This window comes from Curtobacterium flaccumfaciens, assembly GCF_051548005.1.
GTDB lineage: Bacteria > Actinomycetota > Actinomycetes > Actinomycetales > Microbacteriaceae > Curtobacterium.
Map to the genome: position 1 here is coordinate 1 of NZ_JBPUGH010000010.1, position 17691 is coordinate 17691.

Genomic DNA, 17691 nt, shown 5'->3' on the forward strand with positions numbered 1-17691 from the left:
AGCTGGCACCGCGCCTCCCGTTCGAAGGGTGGGGACGCCTACTCGGCGTCCTCCGCCGGGGTCTGCGCGACACCCGCGGTGAAGGCGGAGAGGTCGACGTCGCCGCCGTTGGAGTCCTTGACGGTCACCTTGGAGAGGACGGTCGCGACGGCCTTCGAGCGGGCCACCTCGCCGACCATGCCCGGGATCTGCCCGTTCTGGTCGATGACGCGGATGAACTCGGCCGGCTCCATGCCGTACTGCGCAGCGGCCTGGATGAGGTACTGCGTGAGCTCCTCCTGCGAGACCTGGATCTCTTCCTTCTCGGCGATCGCGTCGAGGAGGATCTGCGAGCGGAAGGCCTTCTCGCTGGACTCCGAGACCTCCTTGCGGTGCTCGTCGTCCTCGAGGCGGTTCTCCTGTTCGAGGTGACGGTGCACCTCGTCCTCGATGAGCTTCTCCGAGATCGGGATGTTGACGTCCTCGATGAGCTTCTCGACGAGCTTGTCGCGGGCGGCGGCGCCCTGACCGAAGGTCTTCGACTTCGCGATCTGCTCCTTGAGGTCCGCCTTGAGCTCGTCGATCGTGTCGAACTGGCTCGCGATCTGGGCGAACTCGTCGTCGGCCTCGGGGAGCTCGCGCTCCTTGACGGCGGTGACGGTCACGGCGATCTGCGCGGTCTCGCCCTCGCGGTCGCCACCGACGAGCGTCGACTCGAAGGTCGTCGACTCACCGGCGGTGAGGGACTCGAGCGCCTCGTCGATGCCCTCGAGCAGGTCGCCCGAGCCGAGCTCGTAGGAGACGCCGGTGGCCGAGTCGACCTCGTCGTCGCCGATCGTGGCGGTGAGGTCGATCTGCGCGAAGTCGCCCTTCGTCGCCGGACGGTCGACCGTGACGAGCGTGCCGAAGCGGGTGCGCAGGTTCTGCAGCTCCTCCTCGATCTCGTCGTCGGTGACGTCCACGGCGTCGACCGTGAGCTCGTAGTTCGAGTAGTCCGGGAGGTCGAACTCCGGACGGACGTCGACCTCGAAGGTGAGGACGAGGTCGCCCGTGAAGTCCTTCACGTTCGGGAGCTCGGCGACGTCGGCCTCGGCACGACCGAGGATGCGCAGCTCCTGCTCCTCCACCGCCTGGCGGTAGAAGTTGTCGATCGCGTCGCCGACGGCGTGGTTCAGGACCTCGCCACGGCCGACACGCTGGTCGACGATCGCCGGCGGGACCTTGCCCTTGCGGAAGCCCGGGATGTTGATCTGCTCGGCGATGTGCTTGTACGCGTGGTCGATGCTCGGCTTGAGGTCTTCCGGCGTCACGTTCACGGTGAGCTTGACGCGGGTGTCGCTCAGCTTGTCGACGGTGCTGGTGGCCAAGGGATGTACTCCTGTTGGTTGACGTTCTTGTGGACCTGGTCGGGGCGACAGGATTTGAACCTGCGACCTCCCGCTCCCAAAGCGGGCGCTCTACCAAGCTGAGCTACGCCCCGTTTGACTGGGCCAGGGGTGGCCACGCACGCCGGGAGGGCGCATGCGACCCCGATGAGTGTAGCGGTCTGCGGGCGCGCGGTTCCCGGGAGGTGTGGAGCGTCGTGGATCCGTGTTGCTCGGCGCGCGCTCACGGAGGGATCAGTCGTCCTCGGCACGGCGTCGGAGCCCTCGTCGCCAGCGGATGCCGACGACGACCTGGACCGCCGCCGCGGCGAGCACGAGCACGACGCCCAGGACGATGCGCCAGACGTGCAGGAGCGCATGCGCTGGCTGGTCATGAGGATCGCCGAACAGCGCCGGGCGGAGCGAGAACACGACCGCGGCGAGGAGCACCAGGACGTACGAGACGATCCGCGACCACCGGATCCGACGGGCATCGCGGTCGCTCGGCGGGAGCGTCACGAGGGGTGGCATGTCGGTCGCTGTTCGTCCGCTACGATGATGGGGCTGCGACTCGTGCGCGGCCGCGGGGATGTAGCTCAATGGTAGAGCCCCAGTCTTCCAAACTGGCTACGCGGGTTCGATTCCCGTCATCCCCTCCACTTCGAACTGGCACTGCGCCGACGCTCGATTCCCGTCATCCCCTCCACTTCCAACGGACCCCGAACCGGCACTGCGCCGACGCTCGATTCCCGTCATCCCCTCCGTGCTCATCGGGCGCTCCGCGCCGGTCGTCGGCCCTGCGCTCCCGCTCCGGTCGCGGCGGCGATGCTCGATCCCCATCATCTCTCCACGCCCCCACGGGCGGGTCCTGGCTCCGAGCCGCTCAGGCGCTGCCGAAGGTGAGCGTCACGTGCGGGTGGTCCCCGAGCTCGACCCCGGCGCGACGACGCTCGACCGCCCGCAGCGGCACGAGGTACCCGCCGTCCTTCGGGAAGAGCGAGGTCGTCCACGTCACGGTGCCGATCGTCACCCGGGCGGGGATGACGCCCCAGCCGTAGGTGAGCATCGGCGCCAGCTCGTGGATCGTCTCCGCGGCGTCCGGCGGCACGACGGCGTAGAAGAACGGCGCCGGGCCGCGCCACTCGATGACCTCGCCGTCGAACTCGATCTCCACGCCGCGCTCGTACGACGGCGACCGAGCCGGTCTCCGGATCGGGAGATGGCCGTTCCGGTGCACGGATCCCGAGGATCGTGCACCGGATCGGCCACGAACGGAAGAGGAACCACCGCCCGACGCGAGCAGCTGGACGGACGCGCCCCGCGCCTCCAGGCAGGTGCCGGAGGTGCGGGGCGCGCTGGGCGAGCCGCCGGAGCGACGCGCGTCAGTGGTAGGACGCGGCCTGCCCGTAGAGCACCTGCGTGAGCGACGACACGTAGGGCGAGACGTCACCGTCCGGCAGGTTGTACGTCATGAAGACGCCGTACCCGTCGGCCTTCGTGCGCTGCGCGAGCGAGACGGCCGTGGACTGCGACGTGTTCTGGATGTCGACCGCGGCTGCCGACAGCCGGTCCTTCCCGAGCCCCGGGATCGACGGCGCCGAGTAGGTGCCGTAGTAGGGGTTCCAGGCGTAGTCGAGCTGTGAACCGATCGTGGAGCTCGACGAGGACAGCGCGGAGGACGCCGGGCCGATGTCGTAGAACGAGATGAGCTTGCCGGGCATGTCGGCGCGGAGCGCACTGATGAGCCACCCGATCGACTGCTGGTTCGGCTGCGGGGTGCCGTTCGCACCGTAGTCGGAGTACTCGTCGTCGAGGTCGACCCCGTCGAGCCCGTACTTCGCGACGGTCGCTGAGACCTGCGCCGCGAAGTCCTCGGCAGCGGCCTGCGTCGGGAAGTTCGCGATGCCGGCGCCCTGGTGGTTGCCGAGGATCGACAGCGAGACCTTGATGCCCTCGGCCTGCAGCGGCCGGATCTGGGTCGCGGCGTCGTCGAGGGTGCGCTGGACGTTCTCGTTGTTGTACAGGACGGCCTTCGACCCGTCCCAGTTGATGTTCGCGGCGAAGATGATCGCCACGTCGAACGCGTTCGCGCCGTTCGCCAGGGTGTACCGGCCGACGTTCGACAGCTGGTCGTTGTTCACCTCGACGTAGGCGATGCTGGTCGGCCCGGACTTCGTGGGCGTCGCGTGCGGCTGTGCGCCGTGCCCGACGCCGTGGTGCGCGCCGACGCCGTGCGCCAGGCCGGTGGGCGACGGCGCCGCCGAGGCGGCGGACGGCACGAGCGGTGCCGCCGCCATCGCGACGATCGCCGCGACGATCCCGAACTTCGTGGACTGCTTCATGACACTCCTCTTCGAGTGATGAACCGGCCGGCGAGTGCCGACCGGGGCCGGCGAGTGCCGACCGGGATCCGCCGCCGGGGCACCCGAAGCCCCGGCGGCGGGGTCTCAGGCGGTCGTCCGTGCGAAGCGGAACGTCCGGACCTCGTAGGCGTCGACCGGGAACGCCGCGACGCCGTCGGTGACCGAGGCCACGCCGGGCAGCGAGTCGTCGCCGTCCTCGAGGAGGGTGACCTCGACGGGTGCCGCCCACGAGCCGTCCACCGCGATGCCGCCGGTCCCCCGTCGCCCGGACGGCTCGTACACGCGCACGATCAGGTCGCCCGAACGGTCGTCGGCGAGCTTGACGCTCGACAGCACGACGTCGCCGGACGCCTGCACGAGCGGTTCGAACCCGTGCGCACCCGTGACCGTCCGCGCGCCCGCGTTCATGACGACGCCGGCCGCCGTCGCGCCGAGCTGGTCGGTGCCGATGACGATGCCGTACCGGTGCGTCTGCTCGCCCTGGTCGGTCTCGGGGTCGGGGAACCGCGGTGCCCGGAGCAGCGAGAGCCGCACGGTGGTGGTGACGTGCCCGTCGACCGCGTCGCGCGTGGTGTCGAACCCGTGGATCGAGTCGTTCACGAGCGCCACCCCGAACCCCGGCTCCTCGACGAGCACGTACCGGTGCATCGAGGTCTCGAACTTCGCGGCCTCCCACGAGGTGTTCGTGTGCGTCACCCGCTTCTGCGCGCCGAACTGCGTCTCGGCGACGGTGTGCTCGGCGCGGACGTCGAGCGGGAACGCGACCTTGAGGAACTTCTCGGTCTCATGCCAGTCCGTCACCTGGTCGAACTCGAGCGTGCGGGAGCCCGGCGCGAGGAGGATCTCCTGCCGGACGGTCGACTCGCCGAAGGCGCGCGTGACCACGACCCGTGCGACACCGCCGTCGTCGACCGATGCGTCGAGCGTCCGGACCGCGACCAGGTCCTCGACCCGGTTGCGGTAGTAGCGGTCGACGTCCCACGCGTCCCACATGTTCGGGAAGTCCTGGTGCAGCTGCAGCAGGTTCCCGACCTGGCCGGGCGCGATCGCGTCACGCCCGGTGCCGAGGTCGACCGCGCTGGTCACGAGGCCGCGCGCATCGACGACGACGCGAACGAGGTCGTTCGTCAACACGTACCCGCCGTCGTGTGCGGTGAGCGACACCGGGGTCGCCCCCGGCACGTCGGTCGCCAGGAGCGCGCCCTGCGCGGGTGCACCAGCCTGGAGGAACGGGGCCGGGTTCGCGACGACCGTCGCGTCACCGGCACCCGTCAGTGCCGACAGGGCGTCGGCGATGACCGCCTCGAGGCGCGCGGCCGTCTCGGCGTACTTCGCCACCGCCTCGCGGTGCACCCAGGCGATCGACGTCCCGGGCAGGATGTCGTGGAACTGCTGCAGGAGGACCTGCTGCCACAGGGCGTCGAGCTCGTCGTACGGGTACGCGAAGTCGGTGCGTGCGGCCGCGGTCGCCGCCCAGAGCTCCGCCTCGATCAGCAGCTGCTCGCTCCGGCGGTTGCCCTGCTTGGTCTGGTGCTGGCTCGTGAGCGTGGCCCGGTGCAGCTCGAGGTAGAGCTCCCCCACCCACACCGGCGGGTTCGGCAGCTCGGACTTCGCCCGGTCGAAGAACGCGTCCGGGTGCTCCCAGCGGACCTTGGCGCTGCCCTCGAGGTCGGCGAGCCGGGCGGCCGTGCCGGTCATCTCGCGGGTCGTGCCGCCACCGCCGTCGCCCCAGCCGACGGGCGCGATCGATCCCGTGGCGAGACGGTTCTCCCGGAACTGCCGGGAGGCCTTCGCCACCTCCTCACCGGAGAGCCGGGAGTTGTAGGTGTCCATCGACGGGAAGTGCGAGAACACCCGGGACCCGTCGATGCCCTCCCACAGGAACGTGTGGTGCGGGAACTTGTTGACCTGGTTCCACGAGATCTTCTGCGTGAAGAACCACTCGAAGCCCGCGCGCCGCATGAGCTGCGGCAGCGATGGCGAGTACCCGAAGCTGTCCGGCAGCCAGACGCCCTTCGGCCGGATGCCGAACTCCCGCTCGAAGAACCGCTGGCCCTGCGAGAACTGCCGCACGATGCTCTCGCCCGTGGGCATCACCGTGTCGGACTCGACCCACATGCCACCGAGGGGCAGGAAGCGCCCGGCCTCGACCGCGGCCTGCACCCGCGCGTAGACCTCGGGCCGGTGCTCCTTGATCCAGGCGTACTGCTGCGCGCTCGACATGCCGTAGAGGAAGTCGTCGGTCTGGTCGATGAGCTCGGTCATCGTCGACGTCGTCCGAGCGACCTTCCGGATCGTCTCGCGCACCGGCCAGAGCCAGGCGGAGTCGATGTGGGCGTGCCCGACCGCCGAGATCGTGTGCGCCGAGGCGTCGGCCGGTGCGGCGAGGACGTCGGCGAGCGCCGCCCGGGCGTCCCCGGCGGTCGCCGGGATGTGCTGCAGGTCGAGCCGGTCGAGCGCGTCGTCGAGGGCCTGCAGGATGCGCATCCGCCGGGGTCCCTCGGGCAGCTGCGCCTGGAGTTCGAGGAGGACCTCGATGTCGAGCGCGAGCTCGTGCACGTCGGACTCGAAGACGGCGAGGTCCATCCGGCGCGACGTGTAGAGGCGCTTCGGCGACGAGGTCTCGATGTCGCCCTCGTGCGTGACGAGGAAGGGGTGGTAGTCGAGCAACACGGGGTTCGACGCGGCCTCGACGAAGAGCTCGACGGTCTCGCCGCCCACTGCTTCCTCGGCGACGAGCACCCACTGGTTCCGCGGGTTGATCGACTTCACCGGGGTGCCGTCGGCGAGGTACACGAGCCCCTCGCACTGGAAGCCCGGCATGTTCTTGTCGAACCCGAGGTCGATCACGGCCTCGACGCGCCGTCCCGCCCAGTCCGCCGGCACGGTCCCGGTCAGCCGGAACCACGTCGTGCCCCACGCGGCGCCCCACGTCGTGCCGACCTCGTAGGGCTCGAAGTCGAGCGCGAGTCCGGACGCCGGCGGGATCGGCTCACCGGGGAGTTCGTGCCAGGCGGTGTCGAGCGGCGTCGCCGTGGCGTGCACCGCGGGCAGGATCCGCTCGTCGAGGACCCGTCGGGCGCGTCCGGTGGTGAGGGGGATGTCGTCGTGCATGGGGTCCTTCCGGGAGGGAGGGCCGGCGTCGCTGCCGGCAGCAGGGCGGATGGTCGGGACTGGCGGGGGTCAGGGCACCCGAGGGTCAGGGCATGGTCGCGGGGTGCGCGACCGTGAGTGTGGTGCCGTCGAGGTCCGTCGGCACCTCCACGATGCTCGTGATCCCCCGTGCGGTGCGGAGCGTCTCGTCGGCGAGTCGGGAACGGAGGACGACCTGGGGGCCCCGGCCGTCGTCCGAGGACTCGGCGAGGGCGAGCCACGCAGCGGCGAACCGACCGCCGGGCGCACAGTCGGCCCGGGTGCCGTAGCGGGGCGACCCGTCGGCCAGCACGTCGTCGAGGACGAGCGCGGTCGACGGCGGCTCCACCGGTGCGGCGATCCCGCTGCGGGCGAGGGCGGCGAAGGCCTCCCCCGCCGGCTTCAGGGCACCGTCGTTCGTGAACAGGCCGAGGTCGTACTCGAGCTCGGGGAAGTCGGCGAGGGACCGGGCGACGTCGTGCGAGCACCACCACGTGACACCGAGGACGTCCTGCGCACCCGCGACGTGGCGGATGGTCTGCTCGGTGAACGCTGCGGCGTCCGACGGCGGGACGACGTTCGTCGGGGCCCCGACCTCCTGGAGCCAGTTCGGCCGTCCGGGCTCCCGGTTCCAGGCCGCCGCGAGCTGGAGGAGGTACTCCCCGTGCCGGACCGACCCGGCACCGAGCGGTCCGTGCAGCGCCGCCGTGCCGTTGAACACCCACGAGTGCGTGACCGTCGCGTCCCCGTGGTCCGCCGCGTGCTCCGGCCCGAAGGGCTGGGCGTCGTCGTACCAGGCCGCGTCGTACTGCGCGACGGTGACCAGCGGCAGTGGACGCGACCCGGCGGCGGACCGGACCGACGAGTCGGACCCGAGCCGTGCCTGCCGGCCGGGCGTGTCGACGGCACCCGATGCGCCGACGGCGCCGGACGCGCCGACAGCGCCGGACAGTCCCCGCCTGGCGGCCGCGACCATCGCCGCCGCCCAGGCGTGCCCCTGCTCCGCCGTGATGTCGTGCGGGGCCGGGTGTGGGGCGTGCGCGAACTGGTTGACCTCGTTGCCGATCGAGATGCCGAGCAGGTTCGGTCGGTCCGCGACGGCTCCGGCGAGCGCCTCGACGTAGGCGGCCGTGGACGCGACGACGTCCGGGTCGGTGAACATGTTCCGACGGTGCCAGCTGTCCAACCACGACGGCACGAAGTCGAAGCTCGACAGGTGGCCCTGCAGCGCGTCGACGTTGACGTCGAGGCCGAAGGACCCCGCGAGGTCGACGACGGTCGCGACGTCCCGCAGCGCCGAGGCGCGGATGAGCGTCCGGTTCGGCTGCACGACCGGCCACAGCGGGAAGATCCGCACGTGGTCCGCGCCGAGCGACGCGATCGCCTCGAGGTCCCGCGCCGTGTCCGACGGCGAGAAGTCCAGCCAGGAGTGGAACCAGCCGACGGCCGGGGTGTAGTTGACGCCGAAACGCATCAGCCCTTCACCCCGCCCTCTTCGACGCCCTTGAAGAAGAAGCGCTGGAGCACCGCGAAGATCACCGCGATCGGGATGAACGCGATCATCGTGCCGGCGGCGATCATCCGCTGGTCGGTGGCGAACGTGCCCTGGAGGTACTGCAGGCCGACCGTGAGGGTCAGGTTCTGCGGCGACTGCAGCACGATGAGCGGCCAGAGGAAGTCGTCCCACGCGCCGATGAACGAGAAGATCGCGATCACGGCGATGGTGCCCTGCACGGCTGGCAGCGAGATGTAGCGGAGGCGCTGCATCGCGTTCGCGCCGTCCATCACCGCGGCCTGGTCGATCTCCTCGGGGATCTGTCGGAACGCGTTGAACATGAGCAGCACGTTGAGCGCCGCGATCATGCCGGGCAGCGCGACACCGACGAGGTTGTCGGCGAGGCCGAGGTCCTTCACGGTGACGAACTGGCTGATGATCGTGGCCTCGCCCGGCAGCACGAGGGTGGCGAGGAAGAGCCCGAGCACGACCTTCCGGAAGCGCCACTGCAGGCGGGCGAGGGCGAACCCGGCGAGCGTCGCGAACACGATGTTGCCGAACACGTCGATCGCGGCGACGAGCAGCGAGTTGCCGATGTACCGCCAGACCGGGATCGCGGCCGCCACCTTGAGGTAGTTCTCGATGGTCGGCTCGGTCGGGATGAACGACGGGTTCGCGGTGTAGATGTCCTCGCCCGCGCCCTTGAGCGAGGTCGAGAGCTGCCAGAGGAACGGGCCGATCGTGATGAAGAGGACGACGATCAGCAGGACGTAGCGGACCACCTTCTCGCGGGTGGACATGACGCCCCAGACCTGGCGGCGGCGCTTGTGTCCGTCCCGTCCGTTCGGCCTGGAGGCGCGGTGCGCTTCCGTCGCGCCGGTCACGTCCGGCGCGGGGGCCGCCGCGCCGGCGGCGCCCCCGATGACCGGCTCGGTCGTGTTGGTCGTGTTCGTCACTTGTCGGCCTTGCTGTTCATGCGGGCGAGGGCGAGCATCGGGATGAGCGTCACGACGAAGAGCAGGAGGCTCAGGGCGGACGCGTAGCCGAGGTTGCCGGTGAACCCGCGGGCGTACTGCTGGATGAGCATGACGAGCGAGTTGTCCTGCCCGCCGGGCCCACCCGTGCCGTTGGTGAGGATGTAGAGCTCGCTGAACACGCGGAGCGCGCTGACGCACACGAGGATGCCGACGAGCGTCATCGTCCCGCGGACCCCGGGCATCGTGACCGACCAGAACCGCCGCACGGCACCGGCGCCGTCGAGCGCCGCGGCCTCGTGGAGGTCCTTGCCGACGTTCCCGAGGGCCGCGAGGAAGATGATCATGTAGTAGCCGAGGCCCTTCCAGACCGTCAGGCTGATCGCGCTGACGAGCAGCAGCCACCGGTCGGTGAGGAACGGGATGCCCGCGCCGCCGAGGGCCTTCACGATCTCGTTGATGACCCCGCGGTCGTCGAGGATCCAGGTCCAGATGAGGCCGACGACGACCGCGGAGGCGATCACGGGCGTGTAGTACGCCGTGCGGAAGAACGCGATGCCCGGGAGCTTCTGCTGCACGAGCACCGCGATGAGCAGCGGCAGCACGGTCAGCAACGGCAGGCAGACCGCCATGTAGATGACGCTGTTGAGCAGCGCCTCCCACACCTGCGGGTCGGCGAGCAGGGTCCTGAAGTTCGCGAGACCCACCCACTGGCTCACGCCCCCGAGGGGGCTGGCGTTCGTGAACGACAGCCGGACGGTGTTGATCGACGGCCAGAGGCTGAACGCGAGCAGCCAGACGAGTGCCGGCAGGACGAGCAGCCAGGGCGTGAACCAGCGGTTGGCGCGCATCAGCCGTTGGCCAGGAGCGTGTTCATCTTGGTCTGCGCCGTCTGGAGGGCCTTCTCCGGCGAGACCTGCCCCTTCATGGCGAGGGCGATCTGCTGGTCGAGGAAGTCGGTCATCGCGGAGTTCGCCTCGACCGGGTTGAGCACCTTCGCCTGCTTGAGGGCCTCGTTCGCGAGGACGCGCGCCTTGCCGTTCACGGTGCCGTCGTCCTTCGAGAAGTACGGGTCGGACTGCGACGACGTGGTCGACGGGAAGATGTTCACCAGGTGGGCGAAGGCCTCCTGGTTCTTCGCGTTCGTCATGTACTGCGCGAAGGCCTCGGCGGTGGCGAGGTGCTTCGACTTCGACGACACGGACAGGCCCTGCACGTACAGCGGCGGAGTGTCGAGCGCGGGGCTCACCGTGACGTTGCCCTTCAGCGAGGGGTTGTTCTTCACCATGTCCGACAGGGCCGTGGCGCCGCCGGTGGTCCAGGCGACCTTCTGCTGCGTGAACAGGGTCGAGTTGCCGAGGTAGTCGCTGTTCAGGACGTTCGAGGGCATGTAGCCGTCCTGGTAGGCCTCCTTGTAGCGGCCGATGAGGTCGGCGGCCTTCGAGGAGTCGGCGAAGGTGAACTTCGTGCCGTCGCTGTTGAGGACCTTCACGCCGGCGAGCGTGAAGTCACCGAGGCCGGGCTTGCGGCTCATCAGGTAGTCGTCAGGGCACTTGTCGTGCATCGTCTTCGCCTGCGTGAAGAGGTCGTCGGTGGTCTTCGGCGGGTTGTCCGCGTCGAGGCCGCACTTGTCGAACATCGTCGTGTTCCAGTAGTCGACGTCGGTGTTGAGGTACCACGGGTAGCCGTACGTACCGTCGAGTCCCTTGTACTTGTAGGAGTCCAGCGCGCCGGAGACGTAGGTGCTCGCGAGCTTGCTGTCGTCCTTCGACACGTCCTGCAGGAACCCGCGCTTGGCGAGGGGGAGGGCGATGTCCGGCGGGAGGTTGATGACGTCGGGCAGCGTGTTCGAGGACGCCTGGCTGAGCACCTTGTCCGCGTAGCCGTCGCCGGGCTGGTCCTGCAGCTTCACCTTCGCGTCCGGGTGCTCCTGCTCGAAGCCCTTGATGACCCCGTTGAGGTAGTCGGTGTACGTCGGCGTGAGCGCCCAGGTCTGGAGCGTGATGGTGCCGTCGATCGTCCCGCCGCCGGTGGCCGCGCCACCGCCGCTCGAGCATCCGGTCAGGGCGAGTGCGGCTGCTGCGGCCGTGGCGAGCAGGGCGACGGCGCCGCCCCGCTTCCGTGTCGTGGTCCTCATGGGATGTGACTCCTTCGTCATCGTGCTCAAACGGTTCAGTTCCTGTCGCCGAACCAGCGCGTGGCAGCGACGATGCACGACTAAAACGCTATAGTCAAGTCGTGGCCCCGAAACGCCGGACGACGATCGCCGACATCGCAGCGCGCGCTGGCGTGTCCATCAGCGCGGTCTCCTTCGCGCTCAACGACCGACCGGGGGTCTCCCCCGAGACGCGGCTCCGGGTGCAGGAGATCGCCCGCGAGCTCGACTGGCAGCCGCACACCGCAGCACGGGCCCTCGGCGGAGCGAAGGCCGGTTCGATCGGCTTCGTGCTGAACCGCCCGGCCCGCACGCTCGGGACCGAGTCGTTCTTCGGCGACCTCATCTCCGGCATACAGCTCGGGCTCGCCGGCAGCCACGTCGGCATGAACCTGCTCGTCGCCCGCGACGCCGACGAGGAACTGGCGACCTACCGCGACTGGTGGCGCGGACACCGGGTCGACGGCGTGATCGTGATCGACCCGCGACGTGACGACCCGCGACTGTCCCTGCTCGCCGAGCTCGGGATGCCGACCGTCGTCGTGGGGTCGCACCCCGCGCCGTCCGGAGCCGCGCCGACCGTCTGGATCGACGACTCGGACGCGACCGACACCGTCCTGCGCTACCTGCTCGCCCTCGGGCACCGGCGCATCGCGCACGTCGCCGGCCGCCCCGAGTACGAGCACACCGCGATGCGCATCGAGCGAGTGCGGTCCTTCGCGACCGCCGGAGACCTCGACGACGCGGTGTCCGTGCCGACCGACTACTCCGCCGAGGCCGGCGCACGAGCGACCCGCGAACTGCTGTCCCGCAGGGAGCGCCCGACCGCGATCGTGTACGACAACGACGTGCTCGCCGTGGCGGGGCTCGGGGTGGCGAGCGAGATGGGCGTGCAGGTGCCCGGGGACGTGTCGATCGTGTCGTTCGACGACTCCGCCATGGTCCGGCTCGTCCGCCCCGCGATCACCTCGCTCACCCGCGACACGGTCGAGCTCGGCCAACGCGCCGCCACCCTGCTGCGCGCGCAGATCGACGCTGCGGCGCCCCTGCCGTCCCTGCCGGGCCCCGCACTCACACTCAGCGTCCGGGACTCGACGGGCCCGGTCCGCAACGCCCGGTGACGCCGGTCGGAGTCCGCACAGCGCACTGCATTGACATGCGTCGGCAACCCGAGGATCGTTTACGCCACACCGGTACTGCAAGTAACTCGATGATCGAGGCTTTCGGTCACACGAGCAACGTACTGGGAGGAGGCACCATGAAGAAGAGCGAGGTGCCGTCCTGGGTCGCGCACGTGCTCACCCCGCCCGAGGTCATCTCGGCCTACGTCGAACGTCGGGTCAACGATCCGTCGCTCCTGTCGGGTGAGACGTCGGAACCCACGTACGCGGACTTCCTCCGCGACGAGTAGGCGGGTCTTGTCCGGACTGGAGGCCGCGCTCGCGTTCCGTCCGTACGGAGCGTGGTGCGTGCCTCCGGTCCGAGTCCGGGCCCGACGTCCGACTGCAGGTCGAGCTGCGTTCACATGCGCCTGCGGCGCGCGGACAGCGTGACGCCCACGCTCGCCGCGGTCACGCACGCGAGTGCCACGACCTCCTGCGCCGAGAGCTCCTCGGCGAGGACGAGCAGGCCGGCCAGCGCCGCGATCGCCGGACCGAGGCTCTGCAACACCCCGAAGACCCGCGTCGGCATCCGCCGGAGCGCGAGCATCTCGAGCGCGTAGGGCAGCACGCTCGACAGGACCGCGACGGCACCGAAGACGATCAGCAGCGACGGATCCGCGACGACACCCCGCACCGCCTCGCCGGCACCGAACGGCAGCGCGACGAGCATCGCGACGAGCATCGACACCGCGAGGCCGTCCACGCCCGGGATCGCCCGTCCGACGTGCCGGTTCATGACGATGTAGCCCGCCCAGCACCCCGCCGCGAGGACCGCGAACACGACCCCGGACACCGAGGTCACGGCGGACGGCCCGACCCCGAGCAGCACGACCCCGGCGAGCGCGAGCACGGCCCAGAGCGCGTCCCGCCAGCGACGGGTGTGCACGAGCGACAGGGTGAGCGGCCCGAGGAACTCGATCGTGACCGCGACCCCGATCGGGATGCTCGCGAAGGCGACGTAGATGAAGACGTTCATCCCACCGAGTGCCACCCCGAGCCCGACGGCACCGATCCACTGCCCGCGCGTCCAGTGGCGCACCCGTGGGCGCACGAGGAGCGCGAGGACGACTGCACCGATCACCAGGCGGAGCGTCGCGGCCCCGACCGACCCGACCTCGTCGAAGCGGGTCTTCGCGATCGCCGCGCCGAGTTGGACGGAGACGATCGCCGCGAGGGCGAGGAGCGGGGCGGGGACGCGCGTCACGGGTGCGCGCTCAGCCGAGGTAGGCGAGCACGGCGAGCACGCGGCGGTGGTCCTCGCCCGTGTCCTCGAGGGCGAGCTTGCCGAAGATGCTCGACACGTGCTTCTCGACGGCGCCGGTGCCGATGACGAGCGCGCGGGCGATCGCGGCGTTGGTGCGTCCCTCGGCCATGAGTCCGAGGACCTCCCGCTCGCGCGGGGTGAGCGCTGCGAGGGGGTCACGGCGGCGGCTCATGAGCTGCGTGACGACCTCGGGGTCGAGGACCGTCCCTCCGGCGGCGATGCGTCGGACGGCGTCGTCGATCTCCTCGAGCCGGGTCACACGGTCCTTGAGCAGGTAGCCGATGCCGGTCGCGCCGGCAGCGAGGACGTCCTCGGCGTAGGTGGCCTCGACGTACTGGGACAGCAGGAGGACACCGGTCCGGGGGCTGACCCGTCGGGTCTCGACCGCTGCCCGGACGCCCTCGTCCGTGAACGTGGGGGGCATGCGGACGTCCATCACCACCACGTCGGGAGCCTCGTCGGGCAGCGTCGCGAGGAAGGAGACCGCGTCGGCGTGCTGTCCGACGACGTCGATGCCGGCTTCGTCGAGCACACGGGCCAGTCCTTCGCGGAGGAGCACGGCGTCGTCGACGACGACGGCCCGGATGCGTGCTGCACCCGGGCCGTCGCTCATGCCGACGATCCTACCGACCTACCGGTGCTGGACCGGCACCCCGTTCAGTGCGCCGAGGGGGATGCGGGCGGTGGCCTCGGTGGGGCCGCCCTCGGGGCTCGACACGGTGAGTTCGCCGTCGAGGGCGCGCATCCGGCCCATCAGCCCCTCGATGCCGTGGCCCTCCTCGGGACGGGCACCGCCGCGGCCGTCGTCGGTGACGCTGACCGTGAGGTACCAGACACCGGAGGCGTCGACCACGAGCCCGAGGTACACCGCGCCCGTGGAGGCACCTGCGTGCTTCGTCGTGTTCGTGAGCAGCTCGCTCACGGTGAAGTACACGTTGCGCTGGATCTCGGTCGCGAGCTCCAGCCCGTCGGGGAGGCGGACCTCGAGCGCGACGGGGATCGGCGTGCGGGCGACCAGGGCCTCGAGGGCGGCGACGAGTCCTCGGTCGAGCAGGATCGGCGGCGCGAACCCGCGGGACAGGGCACGCAGTTCGTCGAGGGCGTCCTGCGCGTGCGTGGAGGCCTCGCCGATGAGCTGCCGGGCCTTCGCCGGGTCCTTGTCGATCGCTCGCTCGGCGGCGGACAGGTCCATCCGGAGCCGCACGAGGCGCTGCTGCGGACCGTCGTGGAGGTCGCGCTCGATCTGCCGGAGCGCCTGCCCCTCGGCGGTCACGGCTCCGGCGCGGGAGGCCTGGAGGCCAGCCACCCGCCGCTCGAGCACCTCGGCACGGAAGCCGCCGAGGAGGCCGAAGTCGATCCACCAGTGCGCGATGACCGAGCCGCGCGCCCAGAGCGGGAACAGCGCGACCGACGCCGCCATCGAGAGCAGGCCGAGGAACCCGAGGGTGACGACCGACGCGCTGTCGACCCCACCGAAGTACCCGACCGTGGCGCGGTTCAGCAGGGCGATCCCACCGATGACGATCGGCCACGTGAACCCGGCGATGAGGAGGGCGCCCACCCCGACCGTGACGAGCGCCGCGATCGGGTAGACGACGGCCGCGTGCAGCAGGTAGAGCCAGTAGTGCGGGTTGGCGACCGCGGAGCCGGTGCGGGTCCACCAGTTCTGCTGCCAGCGCGGCGTCCAGTCGACCGGGCGGATGGGACGCCGGTCCGCCCAACCGATCCGCAGCTTCTCGAACTGTCCGAGCCACCGCGCGACGAACAACGCGATGAAGAACATCAGCAGCACGAACGGGTTGAAGAGGTCGCGGAAGCCGCCACCGAACACCGCAGCGGGGAACGCCGCGTACAGCGTGCAGAGCAGCACCGCGGTGAGGGCCATGTAGCCGAAGTCACGGGGCAGGCGGCGCCAGGCCTCGCGGTAGAAGGCGCCGGCGGTCATCCCGGAGCCGGTGCCCCCGACGCCTGCGCTCCCCGCGCCCGGGCCACCGGTCGCGGGCGGTCGCTGGGACGGCGGCGGGGTCCCCTGCCAGCCGTGCGGCGGGGTCGGCTGCTCGGGCATGGGTCGCGTGGCTCCTGTCGGCAGCGAGTCGTTGAGCGGGACGGTCTCGGCCTGGTCGAGGCGGGCGGTGTCGGTCATGACACCAAGCCTCGCGTCGGGGCCGTCGTCGTCCCATCCTGCCGCCTCCCGGAGTCGGGGTGGGGTTGTCCCCCGGTCCGGCGTACGCTGCGGTCATGCACAGGAGCACGGGGGAACGCTGGATCGCACTCGCTGCCGTGGTCGCGGCCCTCGCTCCGGCGGTCCGGGGCGCACTGGAGGCGACGATCGTGTTCGTCCCGCAGACCTGGCTCGTCGCCGGCTCGGTCCTCGGCGCGCTCGGCGCGGTGGTGGTCCTCGTGGCGGCGTGGCTGACCCGTGCTCGGGCGACGGTGACCTTCGCGCTGGCCACGCTCCTGTACGCCGTTTCGTGGCCCGTGCCCGGGATCGTGGGGTCCTTCGCGGCGCTCGTCGCGATCGTGCTGCTGCTGGCGTTCGGCGTCCAGGTGGTCCGCGGCTCGTCGGGCTTCCGGCAGGTCCTCGGGTGGGTCGTGGCCGTCGGCGGTGGGCTGCTGGTCCTGTCGCACTTCGCGCTGAGCTGGTTCGCCCCGCTCGCGGCGGTGTCGCAGGCCGCCCTGGACGTCATCGTGCTGGCACCCGGTGTCGTGCAGGCCGTCGCCTACGGGGCAGCGGCCGTGCTCTTCCTGCCGCCGCTGCTGCGTCCGGTGCGGGACGGCGCGCGTGCCCTCTGGTCGACCGCCGACGTCCGCTGACCGCTCCTCCACAGATCCTCGGTCCGTGCTCCGCGACCGCCGGCGCGCTGACACGATGCTGTCGTGCCCGACGCGCTGCAAGCACTGATCGACGTCGCGCGTCTCACGTGCCGGTTCGGGCGCGAGGTGTACGCATCGCACCCCGACTGGACGCTCCCGCTCGACCCGACGGTGTCCACCTGGGTCGTGACCCTCGAGCGGCCGGTCGTGCTGCAGCGTGCGGGATGCTCCTGGTTGCTGTACCCGGGGTGCGCGGCGCTCCTCCGCGGCGGACACGACGCGACCATCGGCACGTCGATCACGCGGAACGACCCACCGGTGGACCTCGACCCGGGCTGGCCGGGCGTGACCGGTGTGCTCGTCGGCACGGCGACGTTCGGGCCGCTCGCCGACGAGGCACTCGCCCTGCCCGACCACCTGGAGACCCAGCCGCCCGGCGCCGCGGTCCCGTCCGTCGTCGAGGCGATGCGCCAGGTGCCCGCGCTCCCGCAGCGGTGGGGTCAGGAGCAGGCTGACGCCCTCGCCCGACTCGTCGTGGTGACGCTCCTGCGGCACAACCCGCCGCCGGTGCTCGCGGCGGACAACAGCCTCGGAGCGGTCCTCGACGTCCTGTTCGACCCGAGCGGCCGGACCGTGCGCGTCGACGATCTGCTCGCCGTCACCCGGATGTCCGAGCGGACCATGCGACGGCGGTTCCTCGCGGCGACCGGCGCTTCGTCGGTGCCGCTCGGGCAGTGGTACCGATCACTCCGGATCCGAGCAGCGCTGAGCGACGGCACCGATCCGGCAGCGGTCGCGACCGAGAACGGCTACGGGTCCGTGGCGGCGATGCGCCGCGCACTGGCGAACGTCCGTCCACCGTCCGGACACCTCTCCGCGGGTTCCTCCGTGCACCCCGCCGTGCACACGTGATCCCAGGCGGATCGCGGAGGCGACCTCTTCTTGCACTGTGGCCGATCGGGGTCGCGGATCACGAGTTCGGCGAACC

The 17691-nt window shown here is 70.8% G+C and carries 16 protein-coding genes and 2 tRNA genes; 5 read left to right on the top strand and 13 right to left on the bottom strand.

Annotation, left to right across the window (positions count from 1 at the left end):
* Positions 1-38 precede the first annotated feature (38 nt).
* The 3 genes from tig to ACSW7Y_RS02720 form a co-directional block, all read right to left on the bottom strand.
* Positions 39-1346 (bottom strand): trigger factor, encoded by a 1308-nt coding sequence (gene tig, locus ACSW7Y_RS02710; protein WP_438124804.1) that lies wholly within the window; start codon positions 1344-1346, stop codon positions 39-41.
* Between the two features lie 36 nt (positions 1347-1382).
* Positions 1383-1459 (bottom strand) — tRNA-Pro (locus ACSW7Y_RS02715).
* Between the two features lie 139 nt (positions 1460-1598).
* Positions 1599-1874, bottom strand: coding sequence for a hypothetical protein (locus ACSW7Y_RS02720; RefSeq protein WP_438124805.1), 276 nt, complete (start codon positions 1872-1874; stop codon positions 1599-1601).
* Positions 1875-1928: 54 nt separating this feature from the next.
* Here ACSW7Y_RS02720 and ACSW7Y_RS02725 point away from each other — a divergent pair.
* A tRNA-Gly gene (locus ACSW7Y_RS02725) sits at positions 1929-2002 on the top strand.
* A gap of 224 nt (positions 2003-2226) precedes the next feature.
* On the opposite strand, the gene ACSW7Y_RS02730 is transcribed toward ACSW7Y_RS02725, so the two are convergent.
* The 7 genes from ACSW7Y_RS02730 to ACSW7Y_RS02760 all read right to left on the bottom strand — a co-directional run bounded on the left by ACSW7Y_RS02730 (position 2227) and on the right by ACSW7Y_RS02760 (position 11444).
* Entirely contained in the window at positions 2227-2517 is a 291-nt protein-coding gene (locus ACSW7Y_RS02730; RefSeq protein WP_438124806.1) for a DUF1905 domain-containing protein, read from the bottom strand.
* Between the two features lie 208 nt (positions 2518-2725).
* Positions 2726-3685, bottom strand: a complete 960-nt coding sequence (locus ACSW7Y_RS02735; protein WP_438124807.1) for an endo-beta-N-acetylglucosaminidase H — start codon at positions 3683-3685, stop codon at positions 2726-2728.
* A 105-nt stretch (positions 3686-3790) separates the two neighbouring features.
* Positions 3791-6820, bottom strand: coding sequence for an alpha-mannosidase (locus ACSW7Y_RS02740; protein WP_438124808.1), 3030 nt, complete (start codon positions 6818-6820; stop codon positions 3791-3793).
* An 85-nt stretch (positions 6821-6905) separates the two neighbouring features.
* On the bottom strand, positions 6906-8312 hold the full coding sequence (locus ACSW7Y_RS02745; RefSeq protein WP_438124809.1) for a glycoside hydrolase 5 family protein: 1407 nt from the start codon (positions 8310-8312) through the stop codon (positions 6906-6908).
* On the bottom strand, positions 8312-9289 hold the full coding sequence (locus ACSW7Y_RS02750; protein WP_438124810.1) for a carbohydrate ABC transporter permease: 978 nt from the start codon (positions 9287-9289) through the stop codon (positions 8312-8314). Before ACSW7Y_RS02750 ends, ACSW7Y_RS02745 begins: the two co-directional genes overlap by 1 nt.
* Entirely contained in the window at positions 9286-10158 is an 873-nt protein-coding gene (locus tag ACSW7Y_RS02755; protein ID WP_438124811.1) for a carbohydrate ABC transporter permease, read from the bottom strand. The genes ACSW7Y_RS02750 and ACSW7Y_RS02755 overlap by 4 nt, the downstream gene beginning before the upstream one ends.
* Entirely contained in the window at positions 10158-11444 is a 1287-nt protein-coding gene (locus ACSW7Y_RS02760) for an ABC transporter substrate-binding protein (protein ID WP_438124812.1), read from the bottom strand. The genes ACSW7Y_RS02755 and ACSW7Y_RS02760 overlap by 1 nt, the downstream gene beginning before the upstream one ends.
* A 101-nt stretch (positions 11445-11545) precedes the next feature.
* On the opposite strand from ACSW7Y_RS02760, the gene ACSW7Y_RS02765 reads away from it, so the two are divergent.
* Entirely contained in the window at positions 11546-12583 is a 1038-nt protein-coding gene (locus tag ACSW7Y_RS02765) for a LacI family DNA-binding transcriptional regulator (protein ID WP_438124813.1), read from the top strand.
* Between the two features lie 137 nt (positions 12584-12720).
* Positions 12721-12873: a hypothetical protein gene (locus ACSW7Y_RS02770; RefSeq protein WP_438124814.1), complete on the top strand. Its 153-nt coding sequence runs from the start codon at positions 12721-12723 to the stop codon at positions 12871-12873.
* Positions 12874-12983: 110 nt separating this feature from the next.
* On the opposite strand, the gene ACSW7Y_RS02775 is transcribed toward ACSW7Y_RS02770, so the two are convergent.
* The 3 genes from ACSW7Y_RS02775 to ACSW7Y_RS02785 are packed head-to-tail and all read right to left on the bottom strand — an operon-like array spanning position 12984 to position 16032.
* Entirely contained in the window at positions 12984-13829 is an 846-nt protein-coding gene (locus tag ACSW7Y_RS02775) for an EamA family transporter (protein ID WP_438124815.1), read from the bottom strand.
* A 10-nt stretch (positions 13830-13839) separates the two neighbouring features.
* Positions 13840-14502 (bottom strand): response regulator transcription factor, encoded by a 663-nt coding sequence (locus ACSW7Y_RS02780; protein ID WP_438124816.1) that lies wholly within the window; start codon positions 14500-14502, stop codon positions 13840-13842.
* Between the two features lie 18 nt (positions 14503-14520).
* The gene (locus ACSW7Y_RS02785) at positions 14521-16032 is read right to left on the bottom strand and encodes a sensor histidine kinase (RefSeq protein WP_438124817.1); all 1512 of its coding nucleotides are present in this window, start codon (positions 16030-16032) and stop codon (positions 14521-14523) included.
* A gap of 95 nt (positions 16033-16127) precedes the next feature.
* On the opposite strand from ACSW7Y_RS02785, the gene ACSW7Y_RS02790 reads away from it, so the two are divergent.
* Positions 16128-16703, top strand: coding sequence for a hypothetical protein (locus ACSW7Y_RS02790; RefSeq protein ID WP_438124818.1), 576 nt, complete (start codon positions 16128-16130; stop codon positions 16701-16703).
* A 63-nt stretch (positions 16704-16766) separates the two neighbouring features.
* On the top strand, positions 16767-17615 hold the full coding sequence (locus ACSW7Y_RS02795; RefSeq protein ID WP_438124819.1) for a hypothetical protein: 849 nt from the start codon (positions 16767-16769) through the stop codon (positions 17613-17615).
* Positions 17616-17691: the final 76 nt, after the last annotated feature.

What these genes read in the sequence shown, in the direction of transcription:
- ACSW7Y_RS02720 (WP_438124805.1), bottom strand. Translation starts at nt 1,874, where the DNA reads ATGCCACCCCTCGTGACGCTCCCGCCGAGCGACCGCGATGCCCGTCGG.
- ACSW7Y_RS02735 (WP_438124807.1), bottom strand. Translation starts at nt 3,685, where the DNA reads ATGAAGCAGTCCACGAAGTTCGGGATCGTCGCGGCGATCGTCGCGATG.
- ACSW7Y_RS02740 (WP_438124808.1), bottom strand. Translation starts at nt 6,820, where the DNA reads ATGCACGACGACATCCCCCTCACCACCGGACGCGCCCGACGGGTCCTC.
- ACSW7Y_RS02745 (WP_438124809.1), bottom strand. Translation starts at nt 8,312, where the DNA reads ATGCGTTTCGGCGTCAACTACACCCCGGCCGTCGGCTGGTTCCACTCC.
- ACSW7Y_RS02755 (WP_438124811.1), bottom strand. Translation starts at nt 10,158, where the DNA reads ATGCGCGCCAACCGCTGGTTCACGCCCTGGCTGCTCGTCCTGCCGGCA.
- ACSW7Y_RS02760 (WP_438124812.1), bottom strand. Translation starts at nt 11,444, where the DNA reads ATGAGGACCACGACACGGAAGCGGGGCGGCGCCGTCGCCCTGCTCGCC.
- ACSW7Y_RS02770 (WP_438124814.1), top strand. Translation starts at nt 12,721, where the DNA reads ATGAAGAAGAGCGAGGTGCCGTCCTGGGTCGCGCACGTGCTCACCCCG.
- ACSW7Y_RS02780 (WP_438124816.1), bottom strand. Translation starts at nt 14,502, where the DNA reads ATGAGCGACGGCCCGGGTGCAGCACGCATCCGGGCCGTCGTCGTCGAC.
- ACSW7Y_RS02785 (WP_438124817.1), bottom strand. Translation starts at nt 16,032, where the DNA reads ATGACCGACACCGCCCGCCTCGACCAGGCCGAGACCGTCCCGCTCAAC.
- ACSW7Y_RS02790 (WP_438124818.1), top strand. Translation starts at nt 16,128, where the DNA reads ATGCACAGGAGCACGGGGGAACGCTGGATCGCACTCGCTGCCGTGGTC.